The organism is Gimesia panareensis, assembly GCF_007748155.1.
GTDB lineage: Bacteria > Planctomycetota > Planctomycetia > Planctomycetales > Planctomycetaceae > Gimesia > Gimesia panareensis.
Map to the genome: position 1 here is coordinate 4,257,480 of NZ_CP037421.1, position 21,375 is coordinate 4,278,854.

Here is a 21,375-nt window from a genome sequence, read left to right on the forward strand (position 1 = left end):
TGATTACTGTTCGAGAAACTCATAGAGCTCCATCCAGCGGACTTCCAGTTCCCCGATCTCATCAACGAGGGGCTGCATTTCCGCATGGAGTTCTTCGGCTTTCTCGGGACTGGTGGCTTTCAGGAATTCCGCATTGATGCTGTTCTTTTTCTCATCCAGCTGCGCGATTTTGCGTTCGATGGCCGAGAGTTCCTTGCGGGCTTCCTTAATTTTGCCGCCGAAACCTTTCGGGCGGGATGCATCACTTTTGCTCTGCTGTTCCTGTTTCGCGATGGACTGCTGATGCGCTTCGCGGTGCCCTTCGGCAACTTCCTTTTTGACCCGGTAGAGATAGGCGTCGTAGTCCCCTTCGTAGCTCTTGACCGTTCCGTTGGCCACTTCGATCACATCGGTGGCAACCTTCCCCATGAAGTGACGGTCGTGGCTGGTGAAAATGACGGTCCCAGCAAAGCCGACGAGCGCATTGCCCAGGGCTTCGACCGTTTCCACGTCCAGGTGGTTCCCCGGTTCGTCCAGGATCAGAATGGAGTGGTTTCCGAGCAGAATACCCGCCAGACACAAGCGGGCCCGTTCGCCCCCACTCAAAACCTTGATCGGTTTATCCAGGGCCTGTTCCTTAAACAGAAAGCTGCCCGCAACATTCAGAATCTGTTGCGCCGTTGTTCCGGGAGCCGACTCATGCTCCAGGTATTCCCGAATTGTCATTTTATCAGGCAGGGATGTATACACGTGCTGGGCATAGCAGGCAACATTACAGTGATAGCCCCACTTCAGATCCCCGTCCAGGGGAGGCAGTGAACCGGCAATGGTCCGCAGAAAGGTCGTTTTTCCCTGACCGTTATCCCCTACAATCGCTGCCCGCGAACCATGTTCGATTTCGAGCGTGATACCATCGGCCACCTGAAAATCAGGATAGCCGATCGCCAGTTGTTCGCAGGACAAAGCAACGCCCTGACGTTTTTCCGTCTGCGGAATCACAATATGGACCGTCGATTCGGCACTTTCGATTTCGGTGAGCGTCAGACGATCCAGCTGCTTCTGCTTACTGCGGGCCTGCGATGCGGTATTCGCTCCCGCTTTATTCTTAGCGATGAAGGTTTCCAGCTGGCGGCGTTTGGCCATCACGGTGGCGTTGGTCCGCTCGTCTCGATCGCGGAGAATCTCCTGGTTCTCAAGATACTGATCGACATCGCCGTTGAACAGGGTGAGCTTGCCCCGCTTTAGTTCGAGGGTCTGCGTGCAGATGGCCTTCAGGAATGAACGATCGTGCGAGACGACCAGGACGGCGCCCCGGTAATCTTTCAGAAAGTCTTCGAGCAACAGCTGCGTGCGCAGGTCGAGGAAGTTGGTCGGTTCGTCCAGCATCAGGAAGTTGGGCTCGTGCAACAGCAGGGCCGCCAGTTTGACGCGGGTCTGCCAACCGCCGGAAAGTTCTTTGACGGGGCCGTTGAGGAAGCGTCCCTTCAATTCAAATTCGCCCGCGACAGCACCACACTTCCACTCGGGTTGACCGCTGTCGCGCATCAGAAAGTCGAGTGCACTTTCCCCTTCCTGAAAGGGATCGTGCTGCCTCAGATAGCCGACCCGCAGGTTGGGATGCCGCGTGATCTGGCCACTGTCGATAGATTCTTCTTCGAGCAGGATTCGCAACAGGGTCGATTTGCCCGCACCGTTGCGTCCGATGAAGCCGATTTTCTGGTCGTCGGCCAGCGAAACGGAGGCTTCTTTCAGCAGTTCCTGGGCACCGTAACTCTTTGTCACATTCGAGATTTCAATCAGGGTCGCCATTACACTACCACGTGGTTTTTCAGATTTGTCGCGAGCGAAAACGTATACACGAGGACAGAGAAGATAACGGGATCGGCCAAATGATTCAATTGATCAAACGTGACGGTTCCGGAGTGATTCCCCTTGAGCCGGTCCCCACTCCCTCCAGCCTTGAGGGTTGTAGCAATTATTACAGCCTGGAAAGAGAGGGAAACCACTAATTCACGGCTCCTGATCCCGGTTCCTGATCTATCTTTTTAGAAAGTGCGCCATGTAAAAATACCCGGATTTTATAGAGTGAAACTCTGTATCGTTCCGGAAATTTAGAAACTCCGGTTTCTAACCGAATTGAGATCGATGGTGAATCAAGCGAATTCAACCTGTACTCCTGCGGAGCGGGCCGCTCAAAGTACGAGAACGGCCGAGACGCAGACGGTACGCGCACCAGCAAGACGCAGGCGTCCCCTGCCTCAGTCGATCATCGGCGGAAGTTCCGCGCCGCATAATGCCTACATTCTGTTCCTGATGGTCAATGTGACGCTGTTCCTGCGCCCCGCAGAGCTGATCCCGGCACTGAAGGGGCTGCCGATCTATGAAGTACTGATTCTGTCTTCCTTTTTCCTGTCACTGGAACAGATCAAGCGGGTCGTCCAGTTTCCCATGCTGAAACGGCAACCGATCACGCTGTGTGTAATTGGCGTACTGGTGGCTGTCGCGATGTCGCATTTGTCGCACATGTATCTGTATGGCGTCCGTACTTCAACCATCGCATTTTTAAAAACACTGATTTACTACATTCTGCTGCTTTCCATTATCGATTCCCCGCAACGACTGAAGGGGCTGCTGAAAACGGTGGCAATCTCCTCTTCCCTGATGATTCTGCTCTGCGTTATCGACTATGCCGGGATTGTCGATTTTGAATTTATTAAACACGTCAGCGACCGCGACGGAGTCTCCGATGCGGGAGAAACCATTCGCGTCTTCCGGATGCGGGGCACCGGGATTTTTCAGGACCCGAACGACCTGTCGGTACTGATTGTCGCTACCGGCATGCTCTGTCTCTACTTTTTCAACGATCCGATCCGCAGTCCGTTTCGGTTTATGTGGATCGTCAGCATGATCATTCTGGCCATCGGCCTGCTGGATACCCGCTCCCGCGGGGGACTGTTGACGCTGGGAATCGCCGGCATGGTGTTCGTGCTGCCTAAGTACGGTAAAAAAGCAGCGATCGCCTGTGCCATCGTGGGGATGGCCGGTCTGACGGTTCTGGCCGGCCGCCAGGGGAATATTGATCTGAACTCCGGTACCGGACACGCCCGGATTCTGCTGTGGCGCGAAGGTCTGTCAGCGATTAAATCAGCCAACATCTTTTTCGGGATCGGTCAGGGAGAGTATTCGGATCTCGCGGGGCTGGCGGCTCACAACTCGTATGTCCATGCCTTTACCGAACTGGGAGTGTTCGGCGGAACCCTGTTTATCGGCTGCTTCTTTTTTGCAGGCCTGGGCCTGTTCCGGCTGGTGCGTTTTCAGTGTGCCTCCCGGGGAAGGCCGATCATGCGCAACCGGGAACTGGAACGTTACCTGCCTTATGCCTGTGCGATTCTGGCCGCCTGGTGCGGAGGGATGATGTCACTCTCCCGCTGTTACGTAGTACCGACCTACATGATTGTGGGTGTCTCTGCCGCCTATCTGAATCTGGCAGGAGCCAGTCTGGCGAGACCGACACCCGTCGTTTACTGGAACAAACAACACCAGATCTGGCTGATCGGCATCAGCCTGGGAATGCTGGTCGCGATCGCCATTTTTGTACGAATTTTTGCCGGCTGAACCTGAATTAGAATTGATGTTCGAAAGATAAATCATGAATCAACGTCGATCAGTCAAATGGAATCTCTGTGCCAACTGGCTCAACCATGGGGTGAGCCTGTTGATCGGCGTATTCCTGATGCCTTACGTGCTGCATATTCTGGGCGATCAACAGTATGGTAGCTGGATTTTCATCAATGCGATTGCCGGCTATTCCGGACTGCTCTACCTGGGGTTCGGGCAGACGATCAGCCGCTATGTGGCGCATTACCACGCCAAGGGGGACTGGAAACATCTGAACCAGGTCGCGAACGTAATTTTCGCGATCTACCTGGGAATGGGCACTCTGGCACTGGTTGCAGCGGGCATTATCGCCTGGCTGGCGCCGCATCTGAGTGACTGGGGGGCGATCCCCCTACATGAGATCAGACTCGTGATCCTGATCCTGGGTCTGAATGTGTTTGTCGGCCTGGCGGGGAGCGTGTTCGGCGGGATCCTGATGGGTATCCAGCGTTTTGATATTGAGCGCGGCGTCAACCTGACCAGTGGTATTCTGCGTCTGGCCCTGACCTTAATGTTCCTGAGATCCGAACAGGGGCTGTTGATCATTGCCTCGATCTTCCTGGCAGTGACCCTGTTTGAAAACATCGGACAGTGCCTGTTTGCATTTCGCCAGGTGAAGACCTTCCGTATCAGTACGAAATATATGGACTGGTCGATCCTCAAGGAATGCGGCTCTTTCAGCGGCTTTGCCTTTATCGATGCGATCGCCTGGACCCTGATTGAAGCGACCGACTCCATCCTGATCGGGATCTTTTTCAGCCCGGCGGTGATCGTGCCCTATTACATCGCGTTACGACTGACCCAGTTCATCAACATGCCCATCCAGCAGATCGGTAAAGTCTTCATGCCCCGCGCGGGAGAGTTGAATGCCAACGAAGATCATGGCGCCTTGCAGAAACTGGTTCTGAACGGCGTGTCGCTCTCGTTTCTGCTGATCACCGGTTTCTTTATCGGTGTCGGCTTTTTCGGTCAGACATTGATCACGACCTGGATTGGTCCCGGGTACCCGGAAAGTCATTTGTTGCTGACGATTCTCCTGGGCGCGCGGATTGTCGCGCTGCCGGTTTCGATTTTCCGTTCTGTGCTCTATGGAATGGGCAACGTCAAGGTCCCTTCCCTGATCTACATGGGCGAGGCACTGGCCAACCTGCTGCTTTCACTGATCCTGATTCAATACATGGGGCTGATTGGTGTCGCGTTGGGAACCGCGATTCCCATTCTGTTTGCGGAACTGGGGATCCTGCTGCCTTATGCACTCAAAAAACTGAATATCCCGCTGGGGCTTTTGCTGCGGAAGGCGATTGGCCCGACGATCGCACCGCTGACGGTGCTGCTGGCGTATTCGTATGTTCTGCCGCACATCGTCGAAATTCGAAATTCCTGGATGGCCCTGGTCTGCATCGCTTCCGGCGGTGGCGTGTTTCTGGCAGGTACCTGGTATCTGTTCGAAAAGGGCAGCCCGTTATTGAACCGTACTGCATCCTGACATCTGAAATACTGAACTCTGACAATAAGAACTACTGAAAACAAACAGGTATTTGAATGACTTTACTCGACTGTTCTCATCAGACAATTGAAACCCTTTCCAATACTTCTGACAACCAGGGAACGGCACAGGCGCTGTCGCTGGCTCTGCACGACAGCAGCCAGAAAGAAGTCTGCCTGGAACTGTGGAAATCGCTGGAATCCCAGTTTGACGAGGTTCCACTGATGTGTTCGCATACCTGGACGTCGACCTGGATCGAATTTTATGGTGATCTGATCCCGTATTCGTTCGTGGTTGCTTCGCAGGCAGACAAGCCCTGCGGCATCTGTCTGGTCACTGAAGGTATCGATCAGTTCGATGGTCCGCTGGCCATCAAGACGCTGCATCTGGGAACCGCAGGCGAACCGGCGGCCGACAGTGTCTGCGTGGAATACAACGCCCTGCTGGTGCCTGCTGAATTACAACGCGATTTCATGCAGGGGCTGATGGAACTGTTTGAACAGAACAGGTCCTGGGATGCGATTCACTTCGACGGTTTTGCCAGTGCAGAACTGGAAGGCTGGGATCTCCCCTGCTCTGAGGAAGGCCTGCGGAAGATCGAGAGTCGATATTTCGACCTGAAACTGATCCGGGAAGAAGAACGGGAAGTGATTTCCGGCTTTGGCTATTCGACCCGCAAAAACCTGCGGAAGAACATGAAATCGTATGGCGACCTGAACTCACAATGGGCAGAGACCATTGAAGAGGCGGAAGAGATCTTTGCCGATCTGGTCTCGCTACATCAGACACGCTGGCAGAAAGAAGGACAGCCCGGTTCGTATGCGAGTCAGCGTTTTACCGACTTTCACAAAGCCCTGCTCCAGAAGCTGGTTCCCACCGGTCAGATGGGACTGTTTCGCGTCAAGCTGGGCGAAGACGTCATTGGCTGTGTGCAGGTGCTGATCGACCGTAACCGTGTGCTCTGCTACCAGGGGGGCTCTGCAGAATACAAGGGGAAACTGAGCCCCGGTGTGATTGCGGACTACTTCTGTATCGAAGAATGTTTCCACCGCGGCTTTGATGCATATGACTTCCTGGCCGGCAACAGTCACCACAAACAGAAGATGAGCACGCATCACAGTTACCTGACCTGGGCACAGATCAAACGTCCCCGCTGGAAATTCACTGCTCTGAATACTTTACGCAAAATCAAACAGACCATGCACCTGGTTCAGAAATCGAACGAGGATGCAGACTGAGCAAATCCGTTCAACAAAAGATTTCCAAGAGCGTTTAACAGGAAGAATCGAAAATGAGTACGACCGAAATCACCGAAGCCAGTCAGACCGCAACGCCGGTAGCAACACCTTCACGGAAGCTCCGCGTCTGCCATTTGAGCCTGACGCTGTGCACCGGCGGACTGGAACGGCTGCTGGTCGATTTTGCGCGTTTCTATAACTCCGACCAGTTTGAACTCGAATTCGTGGCACTGGGAGAAACCGGTGCTCCGGCTGAGGATATTCAGAAGCTGGGGTGCCCTGTCATTCAGTTTCCATTGTCTGCCCCGGGCAAGCTGGGGCGGATCCGACAGTTGCAGGAGTTTTTCAAGGAAAAGAACTACGACCTGTTGCACACTCACAATGCCTATCCTCACTTTTACGGCACTCTGGCGGGACGACTGGCGGGTATTCCAGCGATCGTCCAGACCCGGCACGGCCGCAGGTTCGGAAACACATTCAACGAACGTCTGCAGTTTGCTCTCGCCAGCCGTCTGGCGGACCGGGTCATTCCGGTCTCCGATGATACCGGGAACCGTTGTCGCGAAGTCGGTTGGTTATCACAAAACAAAGTCACCCGGATCTGGAACGGGATCGACGTCGATCGCTTCGCCTTTTCCGGACCGGCAGCGCAGATGCGGGCCATCACGGTTTCGCGTCTTTCACCGGAAAAAGATCTGGCGACGCTGCTCAAAGCGGTCCGGCTCGTGAAAGAGACGATTCCGGAATTCGAGTTGATGATTGTGGGAGACGGGCCGGAACGCAAAAAGCTGGAACAGATCACAGCAGCCCTGCACCTGGAATCACGTGTCCGCTTTCTGGGAGAACGCAATGATGTCCCGGACCTGTTGACTCAGGCCGGCTTCTACGTTTCTTCCTCGTTGACCGAAGGGATTTCGCTGACGCTGCTGGAAGCCATGTCCGTCGGCTTACCGATCGTGGCAACCTCCGTTGGCGGAAACCCGGAAATCGTTCAACAACCGGATACAGGGCTGCTGGTACCTTCCGCCAATGCAGCCCTGCTGTCAGACGCCATCTGTGAGATGTGTTCCCAGCCGGATAAGTGGCTGGGCATGGGCCAGGCGGCCCGCGAACGTGTCGAACAGCATTTTAATGTGCGTTCGATGATCAAAGACTACGAAGATCTTTATCACCAGATTTTAAACCTGCAAATAAAGTAAAAACCCGCCATGAGTATGAATATCACCTGTCAACAATATGATCTGTCGCTTGATCCTGATATCAGACAAGCTGCGCCGTATGAGGATCTGCAAATCTGTTTCTATGCGCTGCGCTCTGCAGAGTTGAACTCCCTGTCAAAACTGTATCAGGACTGGCTGACGCTGTTTGAAAATGATCCACATTCCGATCTGAAACAGCATCCGGATTACCTGGCGCATTTACTCCCCCAGCTACAGGCCTCTTTCCCGGACCGTCCCAGTTACCTGATGCTCTGTCGTCAACAGGGCATCCCGGTCGCAGCGGGGATCTGCTGCCCCAAAGATATCAGCACCAAGACACTCCGGGGCATCGGGCCCGCCTGCCAACTGCGAGGTTATTTTTTAAGCGGTAACGGTTTTCTGCTCCAGGAAGATTTCCAGGATAATGAAACGTTCCTGGCATTCCTGCTGGATACAACATTGAAATTCTGTCAGCGGCAACAGGCGACGTTTCTGTTTCTGGAAGATGTCTTCATCGATTCACCACTCAAACACGGTCTGGATCAAATTGAGGGAGATTGTCTGACTTACTCGCATACGGGATTTCAGCCACGCAGTCTGATCCGTTTCCCGAACAACCCTGCCGATTACTGGAACCAGTTCCGCTCCAGGTCACGTCGTAAACATCGCAAAACAATCAGAAACAACAGTCAGTTAGAACTGGTGCGGGTGACTGAACCCGACCAGGTTGCCGACTTTCTGTCTGCAGCACATCAGGTCTCACTGAATACCTGGCAGACACAGCGACTGGGACTGCGGGTGAAGAACAACGACAAGGAACTGAACGAACTCCTGTTTCTGGCACTGCATGGCGCACTGCGTTCCTACCTGCTGATGGACGGGGATCGGCCAGTCGCTTTTAAGGTCAGCAGTCAACATCGGGGCACCTTTCATGATCTGGAATTTGGTTACGACCTGGATTATGCCCGTCAATCGCCGGGTGAAACATTGCTGCTGCTGATCCTGGAAGATCTGACGCAACATGATTCTCCTCGTCGCTACGATTTCGGCGAAGGGGATGCCATGTACAAACAACGCTTCAGTTCAGAAATCACGCAAAGCGGCTCCGTTGTCCTGTTCCCCAAAACGGTTAAGAACAGAAGTCTACTCTGTTACCTGAATTCATCGAGTCTGCTTGATCGCAGTGTCAGAAAAATATTGAAGGCCTCGGGATTCTATACCGCCCTGCGACAACTGGTGCGGTATCGAAAACTGAGCAGCAGATAGCCTGAAACGAAGTTGTGGTGTACTACCACGGAAAGACAGAAACCGTATGAAAATCCTGTTCCTATCCAATGTATTTCCGAATTCTCTTCAGCCCCGCAAAGGGACCTTTAATGCCGCCATGCTGCAGGCCCTGGGAGAACTGCATCAAACGCATGTAGTCTCACCGGTCTCCTGGATTGAAACCTGTGCGACTCGCATGAAGCAGCGTGCACGACTGGATCCGAACTGGTTGCCTTATGATGCTGTCAACGGGATGCGTGCAGATTACCCGCGGTTTTATTACCCACCGAAAATACTGCACCAACATTACGGACAGTTCCTGTACTGGTCGATCCGGCCCACCTTGAACAAAGCCATTGCCCGCTTCCGGCCCGATGTCATTCTATCATACTGGCTACACCCCGATGGAGAAGTTGCCGTCAGAGCCGCCCGCGAGCATGGGATTCCCGCGGTCGTGATGACCGGCGGCAGCGATGTGTTGCTGCTGACCCGGAATCGTCATCGTAAACGCGCCATCCAAGGTGTGCTGCAGCAGTCGGATGCAGTCATCACCGTAAGCCAGGACATTCAGCGGGCCGTCGAACAACTGCAGATCCATCCGGAAAAAATTCATACCGTATACCGCGGTGTCGATCGGAGTCGCTTCAGCCCCGGAGACCAGAAGGCCGCCCGTGAGCGACTGGGACTGGATCCGGAGGGGAAAATCATCGTCAGTGTCGGACGCCTGGAACCGGTCAAAGGACATGCCGTGCTGCTGGAGGCCTGCGCGAAAATAAGTCAGCAGGGGACACCATTTACGTGCTATGTTTTAGGTAATGGCGGTTTACATTCCAGTTTAAGCCAGAAAGTGACAGAGTACGGATTAGACGGATCTTTCCAGTTGCAGGGATCACAACCACAGTCCCGGCTGGCAGACTGGTATCGGGCAGCCGATGTTATTGCCTTACCCAGCCTGTCTGAGGGAGTGCCCAATGTGCTGCTGGAAGCGATTTCCTGCGGTGGACGATTTGTGGCCAGTCACGTGGGCGGCATCCCAGAGATCGCCGATCCTGACCTGGATCGCCTGGTAGCCCCGGACAATCCTGATGAACTGGCAGAGGCGCTGACGGAACTGCTGGACTCGCATGCTCCCCGAGGCGAGCGGGCTTTTGAGCCGGTCACCTGGCAAGAGTCGGCACTGCAGCTCAGTCAGATCCTGTCTGACTGCTGTACCCGGTATTCGTCCGGTTTAACACAACAACAGAAAACCAGATCGTCTTATCGTCGCAAGAATAGAAAACTCAAACAACCAGTCTGAAGAACAGAGCATGAACCAGCTTCGCCAGTTGATAAAGCATTCCCTGACCGCAGTCATTCCCCGGAGACTGTTCCTGGTACAGGGTGCGCCACGGCTGCAGGTTCCGACACCATCTCTGGCAGCGCATTCCGATCCGCGAACTCAGATCCCCATCGCGTTGACCTTTGACGATGGTCCGCATCCCGAATTTACCCCCCGACTGCTGGATGTGCTGAAACACTATCAGCAGCAGGCCACGTTTTTTGTCATCGGATCCCAGGCACTGCAGTATCCTGAGATCATTCAGCGGATGATTCGGGAAGGACATGAAGTCGGTAATCACACGCTGACCCACAGCGAACCTGCCCTGACCTCAGCAAAGCAGTTTCTGGAAGAGATCAGCCAGACAGATCAGATACTCCATGAAATCACCGGATGTATCCCCCGGCTGGTACGCCCTCCCAAAGGGAAACTGTCCCTGGGAAAAATGCTGGGACTCTGGCGACGCCGCAAAACCATCGTGCTCTGGGATACCGATCCCCGGGATTACCAGATGACGGATACCGCACAGATCAATCAGTGGTGCGAAGGCTATCAACCAGCGGCGGGGAACTTCTGTCTGATGCACGACAATCACCCTTATGCGATAGAAGCCGTCCGTCAGCTCTCAGAAAACCAGCAATACAATATCCAGTCACTGGGGGTCAGCCACTGGCTCGGCTGCTCTGCAAATCAAACCCAAATCAATCATCGGGCCTACGCCTGAATCCATACACAGGAAGCAGTAAGTTATGTCGACCATCCTTTCCAAACCAGTTGACCTTGCGGATTCGGGAGAACAGCCGGGCCCCCAGTCACCCCGAAAACGGCTGCTGCTGGTCAGCTATCATTTTCCTCCGGTCGGCGGTGCCGGCGTGCAGCGTCCCGTCAAGTTCGTGAAATATCTGAAACAGTTCGGCTGGGATGTCAGCGTGTTGATGGCCGCGAATCCCTCGGTTCCGGTGTTCGACAACAGCCTGCTGGTCGATATTCCTGAAGGCACACATCTGGAAAAAGCACGCACGTGGGAACCGGATTACGCACTCAAAAAGAATATGGCGAATAAGAACGACGGCCCCCGTAAAACGGGACTGTTGTCGCCACTCAAATCGACCTGTAAGAAAGCGGTCAAAGCGGGTGCGGGACTGCTCCTGCAGCCCGATGCCCAGATCCTGTGGTATCCGAATGCACTCAAAGCGGGCAAGCAACTGCTGAAGCGGATGCCTCATGATGCAATCCTGGCGACCGCCCCGCCCTACTCAAACCTGATCCTGGCGAGCAAGCTGAAGCGACTGTTTCATCTGCCGCTGATTTCTGATTTTCGTGATGAATGGGACCTGAGCAGCAAGTACCTGGAAAACCACCAGAAAGATCATCTCTCGGATCTGATTCAGACCCGGTTACAGAAAAAAGTCATGCGGCACTCCGACGCGATTGTCGCCACCACCAGGGCCAGCACTCAGCGTCTGTTGGACCGGGCAGAGCAGTTCGGTGCGGCTCCTGTCGGACAATGTATCTACAACGGTTTCGATCCGGACGACTTTGACACGCCGACTGATGTCAGTCGGCCTTATTCACCTGAAAGCGGAAGGCGGTTTCGCATTGTCTATACCGGTACCCTCTGGAACCTGACCACCATTGAACCTCTGGTGCGTGCGATTGAAGCCGTGCATCAGTCACAGCCGTCCCTGCTGAAGCATCTTGAACTGCAGGTAATCGGCAGAAAAACACCGGAACAACGGGAACTGCTGCAGCGGCTGGACCGGACGGACTGCACTCTGATTCAGGAAGACTACTGTGCCCACCACGAAGCGCTCAAAAAGATGGCCGCAGCCGACGCACTCTGTCTGCTGCTCAGCGATGTGGAAGGAGCTGACCGTGTGGCACCTGCGAAATTATTTGAATACCTGGCGATCCAGAAGGAAATCCTGTCGATCACTCCTGTGGGAGAAACCGCGGGCATTCTGCAGGACTTCTGGCCAGAGGGGAATTTCCGTGCCAGTGAAACCGGAAAACTCGCCAGCTGGCTGACCGGCCGCCTGCAGGGCCAGGCTGTCACGCCGATGCCTCATCCTGAAAAGATGAATCAGTTCCAGAGGGAACACCAGGCCGGACAACTGGCGGAGCTGTTAAACCAACTGGTACACCATCAGATCTGAATCCATCAAGAACAAACGGGCAGAACATGAAATTCTGGGAAGACCTGAAAGCAAAATCAGAATGGTGCTACGGCAGCGTGACTGCGCGGAGCCTGCTCAAAACCTGCCTGACCGACGGCACGATGTCGATGCTCTGGTATCGCCTGATGCAGTGGGCGGGGGTCTGGAAACTGGCGCCGCTGGCGATGATCTTCAACAAATGCAATGCGATTTTCTGCCAGTGCATCATCGGGCGCGGCGCGGATTTTGGACGCCGATTCGTCATCATCCACAGCCAGGGAATTGTCATTAATGGCTCCGTCAAGGCCGGTGATGACATCAAACTGGAACACCAGGTGACCATCGGTGCGGAACGCAATACTTCGCCCCACCTGGGTTCCGATATTTTTATCGGCGCCGGTGCCAAGGTCATCGGCGAGGTCAACATCGGTTCTCATGCCAAAATCGGTGCGAATGCCGTCGTTGTCAAAGACGTCGCGCCACACACGACCGTCGGCGGAATTCCCGCCAGGGTGATTAAAGTCCATCAGGAAGCGGAGTCGGTCACCAAAGCAGAAATCAATCAAGCCGAACTCCCTTACAAACAACATCAGCCAAAGGTGGCACCATGAACTCGATCATCGTTGTCAGTCTGTTCTGGGGATCACTCGCGTTAATCGCCTATGCCTATGCAGGCTATCCACTCCTGGTCTGGCTGCTCTCGCGACGTCAGGGCCGTCAGGAAAATACCACTGAAAAGTCAGAAGCGGTTCGCACACAGGAGCTCCCCTTTGTATCGATCATCATCGCTGCCTACCGCGAAGAAGATGTGATTCTGGAACGCTTGAACAACCTGGTCCTGCTCGACTATCCGCCCGATAAACTGGAAATTCTGATCGGCTGTGACGGGAACGAAGATCTGACCGGCGAACTGGTCAGCACGTTTAACGACAGCCGCATTCGCCTGCTGCAATTTGAAGAACGCCGCGGCAAGTCTTCCGTCTTGAATGACTGCGTGCCTGCCGCCCGCGGTGAAATCCTGGTCTTTTCCGATGCCAATACGCATATGGACCGCCAGTGCATCAAACAGCTGGTAAAACATTTTGCAGATGAAACCATCGGCGGAGTCTGCGGCCAACTCATTCTGGAAGACGCGGCAACAGGGAAAAATGTTGACGGTCTGTACTGGAAATACGAAAACTTCCTGAAACAGTGTGAAACCAGCCTGGGAGCGGTTCTGGGAGTCAACGGCGCCCTGTATGCCCTGCGGAAGTCGATTTATACCCCGATCCCCCCGGAAACGATCATCGATGATTTCCTGATCGGGATGCGTGTGCATCTGGCGGGACGACGGTTGATCTATGACGGTTCTGCCTTCGCCACTGAAGAGACCGCGACTTCCGTGCAGGCCGAATTCAAACGTCGGGTTCGCATCGGCACCGGCGGATTTCAGAGTTTACGGCACCTGAAGGGGTTATTGAGTCCCCGTTATGGCTACATCGCGTTTGCCTTCTGGTCGCATAAACTGATGCGCTGGTTCTGCCCGGTTTTCATGACCGTCGCCCTGCTGGCAAATTTATGCCTGCTGAGCCAGCCGCTCTACCAGGTGACACTGCTCGGCCAGGGGCTGTTCTATCTGTCTGCCTTTCTGGGAATGAAACTGGGCAGCGGTGGCGGACTGGTCCGCAAACTCTGTCGGGTCCCCGGCATGTTCGTCCAGATGAATCTGGCGCTGGGCATGGGGCTATTCCGCTGGCTCTTTACCAGGCAGACCGGTACCTGGGAACGGACTGCCCGCAGTTCCTCGCATGTTGTATCGGTGGATGAACAGTTTCCCATCGAAGAACACAACGAGTCTGATTCAGAAACAGTTGAGAGTGACGTTCCTTCTCATTTTTCACAAAGTAGTTTGTCATGAATACAATCCTGTTTGCCTGTATCTCGATCCTCAGCCTGTTGGTGATGGGAGCCGTCGGATTCGTTTCACTGGCCATTCGCGCCCGGAATATGCAGTACTGGCTGCCCGCCTGGCTGTTTCAGAAGCGGCAGGACCCGCATGTCAAATTCACCGCGGAACAGCCCCGGCATATTTTCATCGCGGTCTGCGATCATTATGAACCGGAATGGGGCAATCCCCAGAAAGCGGAAGCCATCGCGCGCGTCGATCGCTGGTGCGAAGAGTACCCGGCCCGCTTTGCCCGCTTTAGTGATTCACGGGGACAGGTGCCGCAACATACGTTCTTCTTTCCGCAGGATCAGTATCAGCCCGAATACCTGGATCGCCTGGCACGGCTCTGTAAACAGGGCTATGGCGATGTCGAAATTCATCTGCATCACGACAACGATACCGCGGATGGCTTGCGTCAGAAGATGAACGAATTTCGGACCACACTCTACGAACGACACGGTCTGTTGCGCAAAGACCCCCAGACTGGAGAGATCCTGTACAGCTTCATTCATGGCAACTGGGCGCTGTGTAACTCACGACCGGACGGACGCTGGTGTGGCGTAGAGAATGAGATTGATATCCTGCTGGAAACGGGTTGCTACGCCGACCTGACGATGCCTTCGGCCCCCAGTGACACACAGACGCGGATCATCAACAGCATCTATTACGCGAAGAACCAGCCCGGACGGTGCAAATCGCACGACCAGGGCAGACTCGCACGCGTCGGTCAGGCCCCCGAGCGGGACAGCCTGCTGATGATTCAGGGCCCCCTGGGTCTGGACTGGAACCAGCGCAAGTGGGGCTTCATGCCCGGCATTGAAAACTCGGATCTGCACGGAGGCCGCCCTGCCACCATTTCACGTTTCCGACACTGGCTCTCGGCAGATGTGCATGTCGCGGGGCGGCCCGAGTGGACCTTTATTAAGTTGCACACCCATGGCGCCAAACCAGGCAACCTGGAGACTCTGCTGGGACCGGAAACGGAGGCGTTTCACGCCGAACTGCAACGGGAAGCGGCACGGCATCCGGAGTGGAAATACTATTATGTGACTGCCTGGGAAATGGCTGCCTTGATTCATCAGGCGGAACAGGGCCTGACGACCCCCGATTTCGAGGTGATTCACTCAATCCAGCCCAGGGAATCTGCGGTCACCGTATAAACTGATTTCCCGAATACACCGGGACAGCAGGGGATTCCTGACAGATTCGGATTGACCAGATTATTAAGATTTGTCAATATCAGCACACAGACGGGCAGCAGTTCAAAACAGCTCGTTGCAATCCGTTTTAATTCAGGCCTGTGGTTACTAGACCACAGTCTCTGTGAATGAATCCTTTCTCTGTTGTCTGCTTTGAGTTTCTAACGTAAATCATTTCCCTTTTTGACCTTTCTTCAAGCAGATCCTGCAGCGAAGCCGCTGCTGTCAGGATTTCAACAGAATCCGATTCAAACTCATCATCGTTTCAAGGAGGAAACAAATGAGTGTCATATTAGTGCATACAGGCGTTTCACATACGCGCATCGAATACAGTATCTGGGAAGCACTGAATCAAACCTGGCCTCATTCCTCCACGATCGCCCGTTTTGGTACCGGTTTTTCTCTGGAGAAGGAAGTCGATGTCTCCCAGGCTGATCTGATCATCAGTACGAGCCTCGAAGCTGCTGCATCGATCAAGTGCAACGATCACCAGTTGCATATGTGCTACCTGGAACCACTCGCCAGTAATCAGAATCCGATCGATCACCAGCTGGTCAACTCGCTGACCGAAATCGAATTTGCCGTACCAACGAAGACACTGCTGAACCAGAACCGGGACCGCTTTACCTCATTTGTACGGCCCCCTGTCGATACCGATTTTTTCAGCTCCGGTTTTGAAAAACGGAACGACTTTTATTTGCTGGTCGTCGATGGCCCCTGGACTGTCCAGGAGCAGTTGGCCGTTGATGCGTGCGTCGCACTGAAACAGAGTCTGTCGATCGTCGGCATACCGGCAGATCAGGTTCCTCCCGCGGTGCATAATGAACCGCGGGTAGAAATCATCGGTGCCGTTGATGATCCGATCCTGCGAGACCAGTACCGGCTCTGCAAAGCCGTAATCTGTCCCCGCGATGTCGACTTCGATCTGTCTGCACTCGAAGCGCAAAGCTGTGGCGCCCCGGTGGTGATTTTTGGAGGTTGTGAAGCGGCTCAATCGGTGATCTGCTTTGAGCAGCATGGATTGGGCAGCGGAATTCATTTTTTTGAACAGACATCGCAATCGCTGATCTCCGCCATGCGTGAACTGGAATTGCGTCCACAGCGCTGCCAGTCTGTGATCGGCTGGTGTTGTGCCGCCCAGTTCTCGTTCCATCAGTTCCAGATTGCCTTCAACCAGGCGATTGCCAAAGAGATTGCCTACCGCATTCAGCGCGCGAAACGTGCAGGCCAGTCGGACGATCAGCAGGATCAGGGTCCTGCAGAAGAGCGGGCTGCCGCTTAACCCCGTTATTTCAAGGTCTGCAGGTAGGCGATCAGATCGCGCAGTTCCTGTTTCGTCAGTCTTTCGCTCAGTTTCTCTGGCATCAGAGAGGCTTTCTGCGGAATCTGTTCTTCGATCTCTTTGCGTTTGATGGTAAGCACTTTACCGTCAACGGTGCCGACGGTCAGATTGTCTTTGTTGGCCTCTCCCAGAATCAGGCCATTGATGACCTTGCCACTCTCCATCAGGAACGTCCAGACAGTGAACTGGGGGGCGATCTCAGCACTGGGATGCAGAATGGATTGGGCCAGTTTTTTACGGTCCATGGCCCGGGCCACGACCGATAAATCAGGGCCGACCTGCCCTCCCTGATGATGGACGGTATGACACTGGGAACAACGCACGCTGTTTGGATGAAAGAAGATCCGTCGACCGGCTCCCGGATCTCCCCCTTCAGCGACATCTTCATACTTTAACGCAGGCATGTTTTTGCCTGCGGCCAGTGCCGCCAGATCGGCAATCTCCGGTTCGGTTCCCGATTGCAGTTTTGACAGCGTTTCCGATACGCTCTGCTCTTCCTTCAGCGCCCGCAGGGCTCTCAAGGCTTCCGCGCGGACCGCTGGCTGAGGATCTTTGAGTGTCGCCAGGAGCAGTGCCGTCGATGCGTCGTGTGATTGTTCCAACGGGATCCCTGCGGCCAGCGCGACCAGTGCTTCGGTGCGAATCAGTTCCGATTCGGTCTGATCTGCAATCAATTCCCGTAACTCTCCCAGCAATGCCTTACGGGGAGCAAGCTGCAGGACACGAATCGCAGCCAATACGCTGGGCTGATGTCCTGACTGCAGGAACGACTTCAGAATTGCAGCGGTGAGCTGCGAATGCTGAGGCGGAATGACGCTTAAGGCCCGCGCCCGGGCATTGCGGGAATACTGTTCGTTTTTGAGAATTTTCAACGCGAATTCAATCCCGAGTGCTTCGTCATTGCGGGACCGCTGTTCGCCTTCCAGCAGTTGAACCGCCGCCAGCACGGCATCAAACAACTGCGGTTCCAGCTCTTTGCTGTTCATGATGTTCAGGACTTCCGGCTTCAACTCGACCAGATTCTCTTCCGCGATCCACTGCACCAGCGCCCGCTGCAGTTCCGGTTCCGGATTGCTCAACGCGACTTTGATCACATCGATCGCCTGCGGGTTATGCCTGCGGGCTGCCAGGATGATCAATAGCCGTAAGCGGGAAGAGAGGGCATCGGTATGGTTCAGCGTTTTCTTGAAGTCGGCTTCCTGAAACGTCTGAGCAATCAGTCGAATCAATTCGGAATCGATAAACGGATCATGTACGTCGACGACCTGGTCGAGTAACTTCCCGGACTCTGCAGAGCGGGAACTGCCCAGCTCGCGAATCGTGGGAATCAGTCCCTGAAGACTGTAGAGTAGATAGCTGGGATCACTGCCGTCTCTGGCCTGCAGCAGAGAGATAATCCGATTGACCGGTAGATTTTTTTTGTCATATTTCATGATTTCCGTATCCAGAGGCGTATATGGTCCCCCCTGTTTTGTCGCGTGCTGCGCATTGATGACAGGGACATCGGTAGAATTATCAGCCAGGTACATCATCGATTCGTAACGCGTCCGCAGAGGTTGTTCCTGATTGTTGACGATGTTGCGGAGCGTCTGGCCCCCTTCTGTACCGATCAACCAGGCGGCCAGACGTCGGGTGGGCAGGTGCGCTGAATCCAGTGATTTCTGCACCTGCGCCAGATATGTTTCCGGCTGCTGCATGGCTATGGTCTTTTCCGGGGAAATTGATTTCTGTCCTTTGCGAGAGATCCGCCAGATGCGTCCCTTGCCGTGCAGTTTGTAATCGCGGAGCACCCAGTCCGTACAATACAGGCTGCCATCCGGCGCAGTGGCGATACCGACCGGCCGGAAATTTTCGCCCCCTTCGATCAACGGTGTCCGCGTGGCGGTGAACGTGGCCCCTTTGGGTTTCAACTTAAAACGGTCAATGCGATGATCGCCCCAGCTGGTGACCAGCAGATTACCAATGTACTCTTTCGGGAGCCCGTCTGACTCGTAGGCCAGAATACCAGAGGGTGCTTCACCGGTCCCTGCGACCATCGGCAGCGTCCCCGGTAGTTCCCCATCCCAACTGGTAAAGGGGTGCAAGCCTTTGCGACCATTGCGGAACCGGTAGCCGTAATCTCCCCCCTGGATAATATGCAACAAGCGGCACGGGGGACGGCTGTCGGGATCGTTGTCGACGGTGAAAAGATGGCCGAACGCATCGACACAACTGGCATGCGGATTCCAGAAACCGGTGGCCCAGAGTTTGAGTTCGGTTCCATCGGGGCGACAGCGATAGACGTTGCCCCCTTCCCCACCCCCGGAATAAGCGGTTCCGTCCGCTCCGGTGATGGTATATTCGGCGCCCAGATTTTCTCCAAAGCCGATGTACATCCAGCCGGCAGCATCGAATGCAAAGCCAGCCAGCCCATTATGGGGATAGCTGCCGGGGGTCTCGACTTTTAACAGAGACTGTTTGCGGTCCGCTTTGAGATCGCCATCATCATCAGACATGAGGAAGACTTCATTGCGAGTGGCGACGAAGACCTGATTCGACCGGCAGATTTTGCCTTTGTCTGCATCCCCTTCCAGGTATTTCAGCCAGGTCGGTTTGACGGCGACACTCATCGTGTAAGTCAATCCGTCTGCAAAGCGCACGATCTGATCTGCCTTGCCATCGCCTTCTGTGTCCGACATGACGAGGATGCGATCTGAGTCGGCCCGTCGATATCCTTCGGGGGGAAAATGCGTATTGCTTTCGATGGCCCAGACCCGCCCACACTCGTCGACGTCAATTCCCGTAGGCGTCACAATCTGGGGGTTTTCTGCAAAGAGTTCTATCTGGATGCGCGGATCGGTTGACCGGGGAAATTCGGTCACCTGATTCTCTGTTTGAGCAGAAACAAGCGAGTTCTGACCAGCAAGCGTCAACAGCATTGTCAGCAAGGCGATGGAAGTAAAGCGCATAAGATATCCTCTGAAACCCGATAGATCGTATAGAGTTAGATTCGTTTAAGCGTACAGCGGTGATGGGGAAAAAGAAAGCGGGATCGACGGAATCCCACGTCCGATTTGCGGCTTACTTCTTCCCAGAAACCTGAGTTTACTCGTCCAACAAGCACCTACTCCCCCTATTTTTTCAATCCTTGCGATTTTACATAACAGGAGTCTGGCGATTCATTCTGGTGCGACTGGATCAGGTCGCTGCTCACGTTCTGGATTAGCGGTTACCAGCAGCCGATATCTTTAAAAGATAGCGCAACTGAAACACTCTTCAGAATTCGCCAGCCCTGAGTTAGCAGAGTGTTCGATTCCACAACAAATTCGCCTCACAAGGATGTGTCAGGTTTATGTCTCAGCAAACCGTCGAAAATCTCGAAGCCCGTGTCAAAGAACTGGAAGCGCAGATCCTGGATTACCAGAAGCAACTCATTCAGGCCCAGAAGATGAGTTCGGTGGGCGCGCTGGCTTCTTCGATCACTCACGAATTCAACAATATTCTCACCACAGTGATCAACTACGCAAAGCTCGGCCTGCGACACAAAGAGGAAGAACGCCGCGACAAAGCGTTTACCAAAATTCTCTCCGCCGGTCAGCGGGCAGCCAAGATCACTACCGGGATGTTGTCCTATGCCCGCGGGAATGAAAGCCGCCAGGAGCCGGTTGACCTGGTAGTGCTGGTCAAAAGCGTGATCGCCCTGGTGGAAAAAGATTTGATGATGAACCGCGTCAATCTGCATACGCACTTCGAAGCCCAACCGGAAGTGGTCCTGAATCCGAACCAGATTCAGCAGGTGCTTGTCAATCTGATTGTGAACGCCCGCCAGGCAATGCCGGGCGGCGGCAGACTGGATCTGGCTGTGCGAGTCAATTCTGAATCCAATCTGGCAGAGGTGATTGTCCGCGACAGTGGTTCGGGAATTTCGTCCGAGCAGTTGCATCACATCTTTGAACAGTTTTACACAACCAAAGAGGCGGACGAGAACGGCCAGGGGGGAACAGGGCTCGGATTATCTCTCGCCAAAGAGGTCATGGAAGCCCACAACGGACGGATCCGCGTGGAAAGTGCCGTCGGTAAGGGGACTGCGTTTACGCTGAAATTCCCGCTCTCCACGGCTGCGATTGAAGCTGCCTGAGCTGATGATCCAATCCTCGTAACAGGCACGCCCAAGTCTGTACACTGGTCGTGAGTTTTTTGCCTGTTTCCATTGATTTCCATAAAACGTTATACTATATACTCTTATTCCCAAGCCGGAGTGGCGGAATCGGCAGACGCGCTGGATTCAAAATCCAGTGGGGGTAAACCTCGTGTGGGTTCGAGTCCCACCTCCGGTACTATGATATGAAAGGACTTACGTCTATCTGGCGTAAGTCCTTTTTTGATGCGCCGCGATTCACCTTGGACAAATCGCGGACGCAATTGCATTGAAGTTGCGATGACATTGATCAGTGACCTTCTCGCCGTTTCCGACGAGAAGAGGTTATTCTGCGCCATCACAATGTTGCCAGCAGTTACAACAGACCGCGAAACCTTTGTCTTCAGCAATTTCTGCTCGGCTGCACTCGCTCTGTTCGAAGGAGAGAACATTGACCGTGGGCTGGTCTGTGCAAGAGTGTGCATCATTAT

The 21,375-nt window shown here is 54.3% G+C and carries 16 protein-coding genes and 1 tRNA gene; 15 read left to right on the forward strand and 2 right to left on the reverse strand.

Annotated features, from left to right (window positions below):
• Positions 1-3: 3 nt before the first annotated feature.
• Positions 4-1,788, reverse strand: coding sequence for an ABC transporter ATP-binding protein (locus tag Enr10x_RS15735; RefSeq protein ID WP_145450627.1), 1,785 nt, complete (start codon positions 1,786-1,788; stop codon positions 4-6).
• 336 nt (positions 1,789-2,124) lie between these two features.
• Between Enr10x_RS15735 and Enr10x_RS15740 the strand changes: the two genes are divergently transcribed.
• The 12 genes from Enr10x_RS15740 (at position 2,125) to Enr10x_RS15795 (ending at position 16,707) form a co-directional block, all read left to right on the forward strand.
• Complete coding sequence (locus tag Enr10x_RS15740) at positions 2,125-3,594, forward strand: O-antigen ligase family protein (protein ID WP_145450628.1); 1,470 nt, start codon at positions 2,125-2,127, stop codon at positions 3,592-3,594.
• Positions 3,595-3,628: 34 nt separating this feature from the next.
• A complete protein-coding gene (locus Enr10x_RS15745) occupies positions 3,629-5,122 on the forward strand; it encodes a lipopolysaccharide biosynthesis protein (protein WP_145450629.1) in 1,494 nt (497 codons plus the stop codon).
• A 56-nt stretch (positions 5,123-5,178) separates the two neighbouring features.
• Positions 5,179-6,360, forward strand: coding sequence for a GNAT family N-acetyltransferase (locus tag Enr10x_RS15750; protein ID WP_145450630.1), 1,182 nt, complete (start codon positions 5,179-5,181; stop codon positions 6,358-6,360).
• A gap of 53 nt (positions 6,361-6,413) precedes the next feature.
• Entirely contained in the window at positions 6,414-7,559 is a 1,146-nt protein-coding gene (locus Enr10x_RS15755; RefSeq protein WP_145450631.1) for a glycosyltransferase, read from the forward strand.
• A 9-nt stretch (positions 7,560-7,568) separates the two neighbouring features.
• Positions 7,569-8,825 (forward strand): GNAT family N-acetyltransferase, encoded by a 1,257-nt coding sequence (locus tag Enr10x_RS15760; protein ID WP_145450632.1) that lies wholly within the window; start codon positions 7,569-7,571, stop codon positions 8,823-8,825.
• Between the two features lie 46 nt (positions 8,826-8,871).
• The gene (locus tag Enr10x_RS15765; RefSeq protein WP_145450633.1) at positions 8,872-10,122 is read left to right on the forward strand and encodes a glycosyltransferase; all 1,251 of its coding nucleotides are present in this window, start codon (positions 8,872-8,874) and stop codon (positions 10,120-10,122) included.
• Between the two features lie 10 nt (positions 10,123-10,132).
• On the forward strand, positions 10,133-10,867 hold the full coding sequence (locus Enr10x_RS15770; RefSeq protein WP_145450634.1) for a polysaccharide deacetylase family protein: 735 nt from the start codon (positions 10,133-10,135) through the stop codon (positions 10,865-10,867).
• 25 nt (positions 10,868-10,892) lie between these two features.
• The gene (locus tag Enr10x_RS15775) at positions 10,893-12,299 is read left to right on the forward strand and encodes a glycosyltransferase family protein (protein ID WP_145450635.1); all 1,407 of its coding nucleotides are present in this window, start codon (positions 10,893-10,895) and stop codon (positions 12,297-12,299) included.
• Between the two features lie 26 nt (positions 12,300-12,325).
• Positions 12,326-12,910 carry a serine O-acetyltransferase gene (locus Enr10x_RS15780; protein WP_145450636.1) on the forward strand — a complete coding sequence of 195 codons (585 nt, stop codon included), beginning with the start codon at positions 12,326-12,328 and terminating at the stop codon, positions 12,908-12,910.
• Positions 12,907-14,196: a glycosyltransferase family 2 protein gene (locus tag Enr10x_RS15785; RefSeq protein WP_145450637.1), complete on the forward strand. Its 1,290-nt coding sequence runs from the start codon at positions 12,907-12,909 to the stop codon at positions 14,194-14,196. Before Enr10x_RS15780 ends, Enr10x_RS15785 begins: the two co-directional genes overlap by 4 nt.
• Positions 14,193-15,386: a hypothetical protein gene (locus Enr10x_RS15790; protein WP_232093024.1), complete on the forward strand. Its 1,194-nt coding sequence runs from the start codon at positions 14,193-14,195 to the stop codon at positions 15,384-15,386. Before Enr10x_RS15785 ends, Enr10x_RS15790 begins: the two co-directional genes overlap by 4 nt.
• Before the next feature lie 319 nt (positions 15,387-15,705).
• A complete protein-coding gene (locus Enr10x_RS15795) occupies positions 15,706-16,707 on the forward strand; it encodes a glycosyltransferase (protein ID WP_145450638.1) in 1,002 nt (333 codons plus the stop codon).
• Positions 16,708-16,712: 5 nt separating this feature from the next.
• On the opposite strand, the gene Enr10x_RS15800 is transcribed toward Enr10x_RS15795, so the two are convergent.
• The gene (locus Enr10x_RS15800) at positions 16,713-19,715 is read right to left on the reverse strand and encodes a PVC-type heme-binding CxxCH protein (protein WP_145450639.1); all 3,003 of its coding nucleotides are present in this window, start codon (positions 19,713-19,715) and stop codon (positions 16,713-16,715) included.
• Positions 19,716-20,098: 383 nt separating this feature from the next.
• Between Enr10x_RS15800 and Enr10x_RS15805 the strand changes: the two genes are divergently transcribed.
• From Enr10x_RS15805 to Enr10x_RS30315, 3 genes are all read left to right on the forward strand, one after another.
• On the forward strand, positions 20,099-20,884 hold the full coding sequence (locus Enr10x_RS15805; protein WP_145450640.1) for a sensor histidine kinase: 786 nt from the start codon (positions 20,099-20,101) through the stop codon (positions 20,882-20,884).
• Between the two features lie 114 nt (positions 20,885-20,998).
• Positions 20,999-21,083, forward strand: a tRNA-Leu gene (locus Enr10x_RS15810).
• Between the two features lie 47 nt (positions 21,084-21,130).
• On the forward strand, positions 21,131-21,375 hold a 245-nt coding region (locus Enr10x_RS30315), incomplete at its 3' end, for a hypothetical protein (protein WP_232093025.1).